General features: G+C 68.0%; 9 protein-coding genes. 5 read left to right on the forward strand and 4 right to left on the reverse strand.

What is annotated here, in order from left to right; all coding sequences use genetic code 11:
- Positions 1–5 precede the first annotated feature (5 nt).
- Positions 6–1,646, reverse strand: coding sequence for an ABC transporter substrate-binding protein (locus C563_RS0104880; protein WP_018760918.1), 1,641 nt, complete (start codon positions 1,644–1,646; stop codon positions 6–8).
- A 151-nt stretch (positions 1,647–1,797) separates the two neighbouring features.
- Here C563_RS0104880 and C563_RS0104885 point away from each other — a divergent pair, with 151 nt between their 5' ends.
- Entirely contained in the window at positions 1,798–2,691 is an 894-nt protein-coding gene (locus C563_RS0104885) for a DUF4862 family protein (protein ID WP_018760919.1), read from the forward strand.
- 4 nt (positions 2,692–2,695) lie between these two features.
- Here C563_RS0104885 and C563_RS0104890 read toward each other — a convergent pair whose 3' ends face one another.
- Entirely contained in the window at positions 2,696–4,414 is a 1,719-nt protein-coding gene (locus C563_RS0104890) for a sialidase family protein (RefSeq protein ID WP_018760920.1), read from the reverse strand.
- A gap of 149 nt (positions 4,415–4,563) precedes the next feature.
- Between C563_RS0104890 and C563_RS0104895 the strand changes: the two genes are divergently transcribed.
- Positions 4,564–7,518, forward strand: coding sequence for an exo-alpha-sialidase (locus C563_RS0104895; RefSeq protein WP_018760921.1), 2,955 nt, complete (start codon positions 4,564–4,566; stop codon positions 7,516–7,518).
- 80 nt (positions 7,519–7,598) lie between these two features.
- On the opposite strand, the gene C563_RS0104900 is transcribed toward C563_RS0104895, so the two are convergent.
- Together C563_RS0104900 and C563_RS0104905 are read right to left on the reverse strand one after the other, a co-directional pair.
- Positions 7,599–8,303, reverse strand: coding sequence for an ABC transporter ATP-binding protein (locus tag C563_RS0104900; RefSeq protein WP_018760922.1), 705 nt, complete (start codon positions 8,301–8,303; stop codon positions 7,599–7,601).
- A 26-nt stretch (positions 8,304–8,329) separates the two neighbouring features.
- Positions 8,330–9,433 carry an ABC transporter permease gene (locus C563_RS0104905; protein WP_018760923.1) on the reverse strand — a complete coding sequence of 368 codons (1,104 nt, stop codon included), beginning with the start codon at positions 9,431–9,433 and terminating at the stop codon, positions 8,330–8,332.
- 166 nt (positions 9,434–9,599) lie between these two features.
- On the opposite strand from C563_RS0104905, the gene C563_RS0104910 reads away from it, so the two are divergent.
- From C563_RS0104910 to C563_RS0104920, 3 genes are all read left to right on the forward strand, one after another.
- The gene (locus C563_RS0104910) at positions 9,600–10,952 is read left to right on the forward strand and encodes a sensor histidine kinase (RefSeq protein WP_018760924.1); all 1,353 of its coding nucleotides are present in this window, start codon (positions 9,600–9,602) and stop codon (positions 10,950–10,952) included.
- Entirely contained in the window at positions 10,945–11,604 is a 660-nt protein-coding gene (locus C563_RS0104915; protein ID WP_018760925.1) for a response regulator transcription factor, read from the forward strand. The genes C563_RS0104910 and C563_RS0104915 overlap by 8 nt, the downstream gene beginning before the upstream one ends.
- 88 nt (positions 11,605–11,692) lie before the next feature.
- Positions 11,693–13,306, forward strand: coding sequence for an AMP-binding protein (locus C563_RS0104920; protein ID WP_018760926.1), 1,614 nt, complete (start codon positions 11,693–11,695; stop codon positions 13,304–13,306).
- The last annotated feature ends 161 nt before the right edge of the window (positions 13,307–13,467 follow it).

Raw genomic sequence — 13,467 nt, forward strand, 5'->3', positions numbered from 1 at the left:
TGTGGCTAGGCGGTGCGGCCCACACCAACGAAGGAAACTCCGGTGGTGGGAAGGGGCTTGAAGCCGCTGAGCTTCTTTGCATCCCAGGCGCTGGGAAGCTGGCGGTGGAACAGCGGGTAGAGGGGCACCTCTTCGGAGACCAGGTCCACGATCTGCCCGGTGAGCTTCTTGGCGTCATCCTTGGACGACTGGCCGGCCTTGGTCATGAGGTCCACGAGCTGGGCACGCTCAGGCGTCGAGCCCCAGTAGGCGCGGTTCTTCATCCAGGTGTCACCGGCGTAGAACCAGCTCAGCAAGAGGTCTGCGTCGTTGCCGAAGACGGACGGATCGCCTGGCGCCGCAACCACCTTGTAGTCGCCTTTGCCGACGCGGTCCGTATACAAGGCGCCGGACTGCAGGTTCTTGAGGGTCACCTTGACACCGGGGATCTTGTTCCAGGATTCCAGCATCAGGGGAGCAACGTCCTTGACCCACGCGGTGTCCGTGGTGAGGAGCTCGAACTCCAGGCTGGAGACGCCGGCCTGCTTGAGGAGGTCTGCAGCCTTGTTGGGATCGTAGCTGTAGACGTTCTTGGCCTTGACGTAGTCCGGGTGGCCCTCCTGGAAGTAGGAGCTGGCCGGCTTGGCGTTGCCGAACAGGGCTTTCTTGATGATGGAGTCCTTGTCCAGGCCGTAGTGCAGGGCCTGGCGGACCAGCTTGTTGTCGAACGGCGCGGCGGAGCAGTTGAACATCAGGAACAGCAGGCCGAACGACTGTACGGATTCAACGGTGGCTGCGGACTTGAGCCCCTGCATGTCCAGGTAGGGGACGTCCTCGATGGCCTGGACCCGGCCGGACTGCATTGCGGTCACGCGGGCGGCGGCATCGGAGAGCAGCAGCCAGGTCATGCCCTTGGCCAGTGCCGGCATGGGGCCGTTGTAGGCCTGGTTCGCCTCGAAGATGATCTTGTCGTCCTTGACGGCGGAAACCAGCTTGTACGGGCCGGTTCCAACGGGCTTGGCATCGAAGGATTTCAGCTGGTCCGAGCCGGCCGGGAAGTTGGTGAGCGCCTTGGGCACCACCTTTACCACCGAGATCCGGGGTCCGAAGCCGGGGAAGGCGTACTTCAGCGTGAATTCCACGGTCTTGGCGTCGAGGGCCTTGACGTCCTGGATGAACGGGATGAACTGCGAGAACAGGGACTTGTTGGCGGGATCCATGACCCGGGTAAAGGAGAAGACCACGTCCTCGGCGGTGACCGGGGTGCCGTCGTGGAACGTGGCGCCTTCGCGGATGGCCACCTGGTAGGTGGTGGGGTTGACCATCTTGGGATCAGTTGCAGCCAGGGCGTTGTAGGGCTCCCGGGTTGCCGGGTGGAGCTCAACCAGGCCCTCGAAGACGTGCAGGTTGGCGGCCATGGGGGTGGCGCCGGAGGAGGAAATGGGATCGAAGCCGGTGGAGAGGGCGTAAGAGATGCCGGCCTCGATGGTGAGGTCCTTGTTGATCGGCGAGGTGTTGGTGGTTGAGCTGCTGGTGGTGGCGGCCGGTCCACCGCAGGCGGCCAGGGAGCTGGCAAAGGCTGCGGCCAGGCCCATGGCCCCGCCGAGTTTGAGGAAGTTCCGGCGGCTGGCGTCATTGACCAGCGGCAGGTTCTTGATGTTGTTCATTGGCCTCACCGTTCAGGAGATGTTTATCGGATGTAGGATGTCCTAGCTCGTATGGAAAACTGTAAGTCCCATCACAGCCAGCGTCAAGTGGACTAATGTTTCTTGCATTTACGCTTGGCCTGACGCCATACCCTTCGCGAATGGAGCTTCCTTGTCCTTGATTGTCGGCGCCTACCCCGCCCAGCCCGTCGAACTGCAGGAGCAGTTCTACCGGGGCCTCGCTGCCATTTCCCCGATCCGCGGACTTGAGCTTCCCTATGGTCCGCATGGCGGGACCGGCTGGCCCGCCGGGGCGCCGGAGGCCTGGTCCGCGGTGGTCACCGCCATCCCCGGGACCATGCAGCGGCTGGCCGCCAACGCGGCGTTCGGCCTGGCCTCCGCTGACACGGCGGGCCGGCGGGAAGCCCTCGACTTCGCGGCGGGTGTCCGGGAGTATGCCCGCGGGCTGCAGGATGCCGGGCATGAGGTGGAGGCTGTTGAACTCCATTCCGCGCCTACCGGGGGCGCCTCCGCCCGCTGGTTCGAGGAATCGCTCAAGGAAGTCCTGGAGTGGGACTGGGGATCGGCGCGAGTGCTGATCGAACACTGCGACGCCCCACGCCCAGGGGCAAGTCCGGAGAAGGGGTTCTTGTCCTTTGCCGAAGAGGTGGACATCGCCGTTTCGCTCCGGAACCAAGGTTTGGAGCGCGTGGGTGTGACCGTTAACTGGGCGCGCTCAGTCATCGAATCAGGCAGTCCTGAAACGGCAGTTGAACACCTGTCGCTCGGCCGTGAAGCAGGCGTCCTCGAGGGCCTGGTCTTTTCCGGCTGCTCGCCGGAGGAAACCGGCTTCGGCTATGCGTGGATCGACGCGCACCTCCCCGCAGTGGAGATCCAGGGCGCCCCGCCCAGCTCCATGCTGAACCGCCACGAAATTGACCGGTGCCTTGCCGCAGCGGGTCCGCTCCCCATCCTTGGGTTCAAGGTCGGGCTTGGTCCTGACCAGCTGTCGCCGGAAGAACGCGTGGAGCGGCTCCGGCACATGTCGGTCCTGGTGGGGGAATAGCGGCTCAGCGCCCGGTACTCCCGGCCACGGTGATGGCTCCCGACGCGACGTCGCAGCGGAAGGTCCGGGACAGTTGTCGCCTGCCGGCCCCCACCGCTGCTTCCACTGCAAAGGCAACCTCAAACGCATCCTGTTCCACGTCCTCCGCCGTCACGGTGTAGGTGGGCGTGAAGTAGAGAACCTCCTGGCCCGGCGGGAGGTCGGTTGCCGGAAACTCCCCTGCCCCCGGACCGTGCAGGCGCACGTCCCGGGCGGTGTGGCTGCCGTCATTCCGGGCCCTTCCGGTGAATGCCAGAATGTCCCCGGCCTTGTACCCGGGAATGACCGGGCCGTAGTTCAGGTCCTGCGCCTCCCTGGTGCCCAGGACCTGGGCCTGGTCGGGGGAGTAGGCCTGGCCGATCTCCTTCCACGACTCGGCGCCCCAGCCGTCTTTGCCTGGCGCCATCACGTGGAACTCGCCGGCGTTCTGCCACACGTCGGGAAGTCCCGGGGTGATGGACCGCAACTCCATGTCGAAGACCAGGCCCGGCTCCGATGGCGGCAGGCCGGCGTCGGGCCCGGCTGTATCCGGTGACGAAAGCTGGCCGGTGAGCTGGCCGGACGGCACCGAGGCAAAAACGATCTCGCGGTAGCCCTGGCGTTCGTACAGCACACCAATGTTGCCGTCCGGCAGGCGGGTGGCGGTGGAGTACGCCGAGCTGCCCGGGCACAGCACCAGCTTGGCAGGCCAGGTGGCGCCGTCGTCGGGCGACAGGCTCAGCACGGTGTTGCGGCGCAGATTGGGGTCCTGGTTGTTGGTGGCCAATAGCCAGGAATCCGTGGCCGGCGCGGCGAGGCCGGTGACGGACGGCAATCCGTCGAAGCGGGCCAGTGAACCGTTGTCGCTGGGATCGGGAAGGTCCGCGACCGGAACCGGCGTGCTCCAGCTGTGGCCGCCGTCGTCGGAGACGGCCGCAAGGCGCTGCGGCGTGGCCCGGCTGTGCAGGAGCAGCCTGCCATCGCTGAGCGCGGCCACCTTGTTCTCGTTGGGGGCGCCGCCGTCGGCTGTCCCCTCAATCAGCCGGCCAAGCCGCCAGGTATCGCCATGGTCGTCGCTGTAGGCCGAGGCTGCCATGATCCTGCCCCCGCTCAACACCACATACTGCTGCACCAGCCGCCCCTGGTGCGGGCCGCAGTGGACCTGGATCCCTTGGCCGGCCGCGGCGAAGATGCCCGTGATCTCCCGTCCGCTGCTTGCCTTGAGGTCCGCCGTAATGCGCCGGTGCTGCCAGGTCAGGCCGTCGTCGTCGGACATGCTGAGATCGCAATGCTGGACCTGGTGGTCGTGGTGGTCCATCCCCGCTGTGGCCTCGAAGAAGCCGGCATGCGTCCCGGCGGCGTGGAAGAGGAAGATCCGTCCGGTCTCGGCGTCAACGAGCAGGCTGGGGTCCCCGAATCCTTCCAGCCCGGTTCCGGTCCGCACCACTTCCTGGCCACTCCAGGTGCGCCCGCTGTCCGTACTGCGCCGGATCAGCAGGTCGATGGGACTTGGGAGATCGTCCAGGTTGGGCCGGCCGTCATAGGCCGCGAGCAGTGTCCCCCTGACGGTGACGGCGAGGGCGGGGATCCGGTACTGACGGTAGCCGCCGCGGCCGCGGGCCGCCAGGACATGCTCGACGGCGGGCCGCGCGGCGGGGATGGCGGGGCGTGCGGCGCGGGTGGCGGGAAGGAGATGGGATGTCACATCTACAGCATAGCCACCTCTGGCTTTGTGACTGTCGGCACATTACATTGGTAGGACGTCGTACGTAGTAGGAACAACATTTGAAGGTCCTGAACGACGACGCCCTGCCGAGAGCCGCATCGCCGCGGCATCCAGAAAGGTCAGTCCCTTTGCCACATTCCCAAAGACACCGCACACCCCTGACACTGTGCAGAACCGCCGGATCAGCCGCCCTGGCCCTGGCACTGCTTGCCGGAGGTGTTGCGGCGCAGGCGGCGCCCATTCCTGGCAACAGCCCCACCAACCCGCCCGGAACCTTCCAGGAAACCAACCTGGGGTCCGACCGCACCGCGGACAACTTCTTCTACCGCATCCCCGCGCTGACCTACCTTGGCAACGGTGTGGTCCTGGCGGCCTGGGACGGGCGGCCGGGCAGCTCCGCGGACGCGCCCAACCCCAACTCGATCGTCCAGCGGCGCAGCACGGACGGCGGGCGCACGTGGGGGCCGGTGCAGGTGATTGCCGCAGGCCACGTGGCCGATGCCGTGGCGCCGAAATACGGCTACAGCGATCCCTCCTACGTCTACGACGCGGAGGCAGGCAAGGTCTTTGCGTTCTTCGTCTACTCAAAGGACCAAGGATTCGGCGGCAGCCAGTTCGGCAATGATGACGCGGACCGCAACGTCATTTCCTCCGCCGTGATCGAATCCTCCGACGGCGGCCTCACGTGGACCGGGCCGCGGCTCATCACCAACGTCACCAAGCCGGGCGCCAGCAAGACCAGTCCTGCGCCGGGCGACGTCAGATCCAACTTCGCGTCCTCCGGCGAAGGCATCCAGCTCAAGTACGGCCAATACAAAGGGCGGCTGATCCAGCAGTATGCCGGTGACATCCGCCAAGTCGACGGAACGAACAAAATCCAGGCGTACAGCGTCTATTCGGACGATCACGGAGCCAGCTGGCACAAGGGCGCCAACGTGGGTGACCGGATGGATGAGAACAAGACCGTTGAGCTTTCCGACGGCAGGGTCCTGCTGAACTCCCGGGACAACGCCAACCAGGGCTACCGGAAGGTTGCTGTTTCCAGCGACGGCGGGGCCACCTACGGTCCCGTCACGCAGGACACGGAGCTGCCGGATCCGGCCAACAACGGTTCCATCGCCCGCATGTTCCCCAACGCTGCCCCGGGCACGGCGGACGCCAGGAAACTGGTCTTCACCAACGCCAATTCCAAGACCGCGCGCGAGAACGTCTCCGCCCGGGTCTCGTGCGACGACGGCGCCACCTGGCCCGGGGTGCGCACCATCCGTTCCGGGTTCTCCGCCTACTCCACCGTGACCCGGCTGGAGGATGGCAGGTTCGGCGTCCTCTACGAGGGGAACTACATGGACAACATGCAGTTCTCCACCTTCGACGACGCCTGGCTCAACTACGCCTGCGCACCGCTGTCCGTCCCCGCCGTCACCACGGCGCCCGGTGCCACCCAGCAGGTGGCGGTCACGGTGACCAACCAGGAAGCCGCCACCCTGTCAGGGGCCACCGCCACCGTCTATACCCCCACGGGCTGGTCCGCCACCACGGTGCCCGTGCCCGACGTCGCCCCCGGCGCCTCGGTTGCCGTCAACGTCGCCCTGACTGCGGCGGCCACGGCCAGCGGGCCGCAGAACCTCAACGCAGCGCTAACGACGGCGGACGGCCGGGTCTCGCAGTCCACGTTCACCGCCACCGTGCCGGTGGCGCCGCAGGTGGCCCTCAGCATCACGGGAGCTGCACCCGCCCGGGACGTGGCGGCCAACCCCTACAAAGCCGGCGACGTGCTGGGGTACACCTTCACCGTCAAAAGCACGGCGAACGTGACGGCCAACTCGGTGCCGGTCTCGGGGAACTTCGATGCAGGTTTCCTGCCGCCGTCGGCGCCCAACTGCCGGTACAACAACCTGGCCGCCGGCGCCTCCTACAACTGCACCACTGCCAAGCACACGCTCACCGCGCAGGACATCGACCGCGGCTACTTCGTCCCCGAGGCAACTTTCAGCATCACGGCCAGCGCGACGCCGACGCTCACCAAGACCGTTGCCTTCAGCGGGGCCGCGGTGCCGCTGCGGGACGGGCTGGTGTCCGCCGGCATCGCAGGCAGCCGCAACGACGCCGGCCGCGACCTCGCCACCCAGCCGTACACGGCAGGCGAAGCGTTCCCGTACAAATTTGATGTGACCAACAGCAGTCCGCTGGTGGAAAAGGTGGTCCCCACCGCCGGCAACTTCAGCCCGTTCCTTCCCGAGGGGCCGGGCAACTGCCGTTACAGCGTCCTCCCCGCCGGACAGGGGTACACATGTGCCACGCCCCGCCACACCGTGACGGCCGCCGAAGCGGACCAGGGATTCTTTGTCCCGGACTCCACCTGGGAGGTCAGTGCCGCCGGCCAGACCACCCGGACCTACGCGGTGAACGGCGGCGAAACCGACGTGAAAGTCCGGGACGCCAGGCTTGACGGCACCGTTGCGGCCGAGTGGACGGACCGGGACGGCGACCGCTATGCCTCCGCAGGCGACGCCATCACGTACACCTACTCCTTGGGCAACGCCGGAAACGTCTCCCTGGACAATGTGGACGCCCCGGATGCCGGCATCGCGGCACCGCACCTGGCGGCGGGCGGCACCCTGGCGGCAACCCGGACGTACAGCCTGACCGCCGCGGACGTCGCGGCCGGGAAGCTTGGACCGGTCACGTTCGCTGCCACGGCAAGCAACGGTGCCAAAGGCGTGTCCGCCACGGTGACCGGCGGTGCCATCCAGTTGAATGTGCAGCCTGCCCAGCCGGACCTGGTTCCCGCGCTTGCGGTGCAGGACCTGGACGGACAGGTGGCACCGTTCGACCTCGGCACCGCGGACAAATACCGCAACGGCCAAAAAGTGGTCCTCGCGGGGCTCGACTACGGCCAGTGGTATTACGTGTACCTGAACAAGCGCAGCTACCGGATCGGCTGGATCTTCCCCACCACGGACAACACGGTGGAATTCATCCTGCCCGCCGGCGTGCAAAACGGCCGCGATGACGTGGTGGTGCTGGACAAGGACGGCAAGCAGGTCTCGTTCGACCGGCTCCAGGTGACCCCGAAAGGTTAGCCCGGCTGCCCAGCGGACAGCATCGATGAGGATGGCCCCGGCGGTGATCCCGCCGGGGCCATCCGGGGTGAGGCCCGTGTTCAGGCTCCCGCCAGCACAGGCGCGGTGAGCCTGCCGTCGCGCATGGTGGCCACCAGGTCCGTCAGCGGCACGAACTCGGTGTCGTGGGTGACCATCACAGTGGCAACCCCGAACTCGGTGGTCACCTGGCGCAGCAGCCCGATGATCGAGGCGCTGCGTTCGTGGTCCAGGGCGGCGGTTGGCTCGTCCACCAGCAGCAGTTTGGGATTGCCCATGAGTGCCCGGGCAATGTTCACCCGCTGGCGCTGGCCACCGGAGAGCTGGTGCGGCAGTTTTCGGGCGCTGCCACCGAGCCCGACGACGTCCAGCAGTTCCGCAGCCTTCGCCCGGGCCGCCTTGGCGGACCTGCCCCGCAGGTGGTCGCTGATGATGAGTTGCTCGGCGGCCGTGAGCGATGCCAGCAGGTTGGGCTGTTGGAAGATGATGCCCACCTTGTCCCGGCGCAGGGCGGTGAGTTCCTTGTCCTTGAGGCCGGCTGTGCCCGTGCCGTCAATGAGGACCTGCCCGCGGGTGGGGCGGACCAGGGTGGCGGCGGTGGCCAGGAGGCTGGACTTGCCCGAGCCGGACGGGCCCACCAGCGAGACCAGCTGACCGGCCCGGGCCGTGAGGCTGACCCGGTCCAGGGCCGTGGTGGTCCCGCCGCCATCGGGGTATTCGAGGGTGACGTCGACCAGGCTCAGGGGAGCAGGGGTGGGGGAGGACATGATGGCGTTCCTTTCGTAAGGGTGGATCAGTTGCCGCCGAGCGCCAGCAGCGCATCGACCTTGGTGACGCGGCGGACCGCCAGTGCGGCGCCGGCCAGGCCCAGGGCAACAATCCCGACGACGGGAAGCACCGTGGTGCCGGCGTTCAGCAGGAACGGGGCAGCCTGGGCCGCCAGCGCACCGGCGGCGACGCCCACTGCTCCACCGATGGCGGCCCCGGCCACGAGGACGATCGCGGCCTGGGTCATGGCGTCCTTAAGGATGTAGGAGCCGGAGGCGCCCATGGCCTTCAGGACGGCGATGTCGCGGGTGCGCTGGATGGTCCAGACCGTCAGGAAGGCAACGATCACCAACGACGAGATCCCGTACAGGAAGGCCTGCATCAGGGTCAGGGACCCGTTCTCGCTCTTGAAGGAGCCCAGGGCCTGGAATGATCCGGTCCGGGATTCGCTGACCGTGCCTGCGGCCGCATTGGCCTCGGCCCCGTCCACCGCGGCCCCGGGCACGGAAGTGACGGCGATGACCGTGGCCAGCTGGTCGCCGTCGGACACGTGCGCCACCTTTGCCCATGCGGGCAACGCAGTCCACACCACGCTGGTGTGCGCGTACCACTGGTCCGGCACCACGGCGGCTACGCCCAACTCGATGCCGCCAACAGAGATCTTGTCGCCCTGGCCTGCGGACAGCGCTTCCGCCGTCGAGGCGCCCAGCACCGCGGTCCCGGCGGATACCTCCACCGGTGCCAGCGGGCTGCCCGGCGAGACCCCGAACACGGCGACGTTGGCGGTCCCCGCGCCGCCGGCCGCCTGCGCTCGGGTCTGGGTGATGCCCAGCGGTTCGGCGGACTGGACGCCGGGCTGGTTCCTCCACCGGGCCACCTGCCCGGCCGTCACGGAGCTTTCCGTGTAGGACGACTTGGGCGTGCGGGCCCCGGGAGCGCCGAACGCGATGACGTCCACCGGCCGGGCGGCGGACGCACCGAGCTTGCCGATTGCCGACGTCGACTGCTCGGCGAGTCCCGCCGTCAGGCCGGACAGCATGACCAGCAGGAGGGTAATCAGGGCTACGACGCCGCCCATCATGGCGAACCGGCCTTTGGCGAAGCGGATATCGCGGATTGCCAGGAACACGTTGTTTCTTCTCTCAGCAGGGGTGGATTCTCTTGTCCTTCCACTGTCCCGGCGGAAGCCTGCGGCGGCATCGCGGGGACGGTTGATCCGCGGGAATGGAAAGGTTGAGCCCGCAGTCAACCTTTTGGTTGATCCCGTCCCGGCGGGCCCGGCATAAGCTGATGAAATGCCTGCCACGCTCCTGCCGCCGTCACCGCAAAACCCCGGCGGCGCCCCGGCCAAGGGGCCGCTGGCCGCCCTGGAAAATGCGTCATCGGCCGCGATCCTCCGGGTCCTGCGCGTCACCTTGCACGCTGGGTTCGCCGTCCTGTTGGCCGTCGCCCTGGTCCGGTTGTTCCTTGACGGCGGTCCGCTGCGCTGGCTGTGGGCGGCAGCCGCAGTCGTCCTGGCCGTCATCTACCTGGCGGGGACCGTCCTGGAAAAGCGGCACGCCGAAGCCAGGATCGGCTTCAACCCCCGCCGCTACGGCCTCCTGTGGCTGGGCCTGGTCACGGCCCTGTGGGCGGTGCTGCTTGCCGGGAGTGCGGACTTCGCCTGGCTGGCCTTCCCCATCTTCTTCCTGCATCTGCACCTGCTGCCGCGGCGCGCGGCGCTGCTGACGATCGCCCTGATGACCGCGGCGGTGATCGTCTCCCAGTGGGCAGCGAGCGGCGCGCCGGTCCCGCATGCGGCCGCCGTGGTGGGGCCCGTGCTGGGCGCGGTGTTCTCCGTGATCACCGGCCTCGCCTACGCGGCCCTCTACCGGGAGGCAGAGAACCAGCGGCGTGCGGCGGACGAACTGCGGCGCACGCGCGAGGAATTGTCCCGGTCCCAGCACCAGTCCGGGGTGCTGGCGGAGCGGGAGCGCCTGGCCCGGGAGATCCACGACACCTTGGCGCAGGGGCTGTCCAGCATCGTGCTCCTGGGGAGGGCCGCCGAACAGTCGCTGGCCGACGGTGACGAACCGACGGCGGCCGCCCGGCTGGCGCTGGTGCAGCAGGCCGCAGCGGACAACCTTGCCGAGGCGCGGAGCTTTGTGCGCGGGCTGTCGTCGCCGCACCTTGAGGGGACCACGCTGGTGGAGGCCCTGCGCCGGCTGTGCGGGACCACGGAGACCGGCGCCGCAGCCGCCGGGCTTGCGCTGCGGTGCTGGCTGGAGGTGGACGGTGATCCGCAGGATCTGCCCCAGCCCGTGCGCGTGGCCCTGCTGCGGGCGGCGCAGGCGAGCCTCGCCAATGTCCGCGACCACGCCCGGGCCGCGAACGCCGTCGTCACCCTTGCCTTCCTTGGCACGGAGGTGACCATGGACATTTACGACGACGGCACGGGCTTTGAGCCGTCCCGTGCGGCCGGTGCCCCGGACGCTGCGGACGGCAGCGGGTTCGGGCTGCGTTCGCTGCGGGAGCGCGTTGACGGCCTGAACGGCTCGCTGGCGGTGGAGTCCGCACCGGGGGAGGGAACGGTGGTGGCCATCCGGCTGCCGGTGGACAGTGCCGTTTCGGACGGTGCTGCCCCGCTGGAGGGAGGAAGCGGTGGGTGAGGTCCGGGTCCTGCTGGTGGACGACCATCCCGTGGTGCGTGCCGGCCTGCGGGCCATGCTGACGGGGTTCGACGGCATTTCCATTGCCGCTGAAGCCTCCGACGGCAGGGCTGCGCTGCACGAACTGGCGCGGCTGGCAGCGCTGGGCGGTATGCCGGACGTGGTGCTCATGGACCTGCAGATGGGGGAGGGGATGGACGGCGTCACCGCCACTGCCGAGATCCGGAAGCTCCACCCGGCTCCGCCGGTGCTCATCCTCACCACCTACGACACCGACGCGGACATCCTTGCCGCTGTCGAGGCCGGTGCCAGCGGGTACATGCTGAAGGACGCACCCCCGGAACAGCTGCGGCAGGCGGTGCTGCAGGCCGCGGCCGGCGGCACGGCCCTGGCGCCGCGGGCGGCAGCACTGCTGATGGACCGGATCAGCAACCCCGGAACCTCACTGACACCGCGGGAAGTCCAGCTGCTGGAACTGTTGGCCACCGGCCTGTCCAACCGGGCCATCGCCAGGCAGGTCTTCATCTCGGAGGCGACGGTCAAGACCCACCTGGTGCACATCTACGGCAAGCTCGGCGTGGACAACCGCACGGCCGCCATCGCCGCAGCCACCCAGCGGCGCATCATCCGGCCGCCGGGCGCCAGGGGCTGAGCTGCAGTAGGTTTATTCCACTGTGATGGCTGAGGCCACTGCTACCGTGGGCTGCCAGTCCCGTGCCACTCTGTTCAAAGGAGAACGAATGTCCCGTCCGGTTCCCGCCGTTGATGCCCTTCTTGCCACCTACGGCGCGGCCGATGCCTGCGCTGCGGAGCTCCTGTGCGACAGCCACGATCCGGGCGGCGTTGCCTTTACCGTGGTTGCTGCGGACCTCTCAGCGGAGGACATCACCTACGGGGAGCTCCGGGAGCGCTCGGAGCGGGGTGCGGCCGCCCTGGCGGAACTGGGGATCGGGCCCGGGGATGCCGTGGCCACCCTGATGGGAAAGTCGGCAGACCTGGTGGTCATGCTCCTGGCCATTTGGCGGCGCGGGGCAGTCCACGTCCCGCTGTTCACGGCCTTCGCGTGGCCCGCCATCGAACTTCGCCTCACAGCCTCCGGCGCCAAGGCTGTGATCACCGACCCCGACCAGCGGACGAAGATCCAGGAAACCGGGGCCGCCGTGGTGGTGGCCGGTGCGGAGGCCTCCCTTCCCGACGTGGCGCTCGGCCCGCTCCTGGCCAGGCAACAACCGGGCATCGCGGCCGAAGCCGTGGGCGGTGAAGGTGCCTTGGTGCTGATCTTCACGTCCGGAACCACCGGCGCCCCCAAGGGTGTGCCGGTGCCGCTCCGGGCGCTGGCCGCATTCCGCCAGTACGTCGAACTGGGCCTGGACGTCAGCGAGGAGGATGTGTTCTGGAATGCCGCGGACCCTGGCTGGGCCTACGGCCTGTACTACGGGATCCTGGGCCCGATGGCGGCGGGGCGGCGGAACCTCCTGCTGCGCCCGGGTTTCTCCCCGGAACTCAGCTTCAAGGTGTTGGAGGCGTTTTCCGTCACCAACTTTGCCGCTGCTCCCACGGTGTACCGCACCATGCGCGCGAAAGCCGGCGCCGGAACAGGTCCCTTCCACCTTCGGCGCGCCTCGTCCGCCGGCGAACCGTTGACCCCGGAGGTGATCAGCTGGGCCCGGGAAATGCTTGGGGTTCCGGTGCGGGACCACTATGGACAGACCGAACACGGGATGATGATCATCAACGTCTGGCACGACGACGTCAGGACGGAGCTGCGGCCAGGTTCCATGGGCCGGCCCCTGCCGGGGTGGAGCTGCGAGGTCCTCAAGGACAATGCTGACGAACCGGCCGCGTCTGGTGAGCTGGGCCGCGTTGCCGTAGACGTGGCGGGGAGTCCCATGATGTGGTTCCGGGGGTATCAGGACGCGCCGGAGAAGACGGCCGAGAGGTTCAGCGCGGACGGCAAGTGGTACCTGACCGGTGATGCGGGCATGGTGGACGAGGACGGCTTCTATTTCTTCTCTTCCCGGGATGACGACGTGATCATCATGGCCGGATACCGGATTGGTCCGTTCGAGGTGGAGAGCGTCCTGTCCACGCATCCGGCGGTGGCGGAAAGCGCCGTGGTGGGCGCCCCCGACGAACTGCGCGGAGAAGTCCTGGAAGCCTACGTTGTCCTGGCCGGCGGGACCACCGGAAGTGATGCCCTGGTTGCCGAACTCCAGGCCCTGGTCAAGACGCAATTCGCCGCCCACGCGTATCCGCGCCGTATCCACTTCGTCGAGGACCTGCCAAAGACGCCGTCCGGAAAGCTGCAGCGCTACATCCTGCGGCAGCAGCGGGCCGCTTCCTCCGGCAGCTAGCGCTCAAGGTTGGATCAAGATTGGCCAAAGAAGTCCGGGACACGGGTTGGTGCCGCACGCCGGCCGGTAATTCTTAAGTGCTTCCAGGCCAGTTCCCCGGCAGGAAGTACTGGAAGCCCCCGCGCTGGAGCGAGACTCGCGCGGGGGCTGTCCCAATGTTC

It is taken from the genome of Arthrobacter sp. 135MFCol5.1, from assembly GCF_000374865.1.
Taxonomy (GTDB): domain Bacteria; phylum Actinomycetota; class Actinomycetes; order Actinomycetales; family Micrococcaceae; genus Arthrobacter.

Excerpts from the sequence above, each read along its gene's own strand:
- C563_RS0104910 (WP_018760924.1), top strand. The coding sequence starts at position 9,600 with ATGCCTGCCACGCTCCTGCCGCCGTCACCGCAAAACCCCGGCGGCGCC.
- C563_RS0104880 (WP_018760918.1), bottom strand. The coding sequence starts at position 1,646 with ATGAACAACATCAAGAACCTGCCGCTGGTCAATGACGCCAGCCGCCGG.
- C563_RS0104900 (WP_018760922.1), bottom strand. The coding sequence starts at position 8,303 with ATGTCCTCCCCCACCCCTGCTCCCCTGAGCCTGGTCGACGTCACCCTC.
- C563_RS0104920 (WP_018760926.1), top strand. The coding sequence starts at position 11,693 with ATGTCCCGTCCGGTTCCCGCCGTTGATGCCCTTCTTGCCACCTACGGC.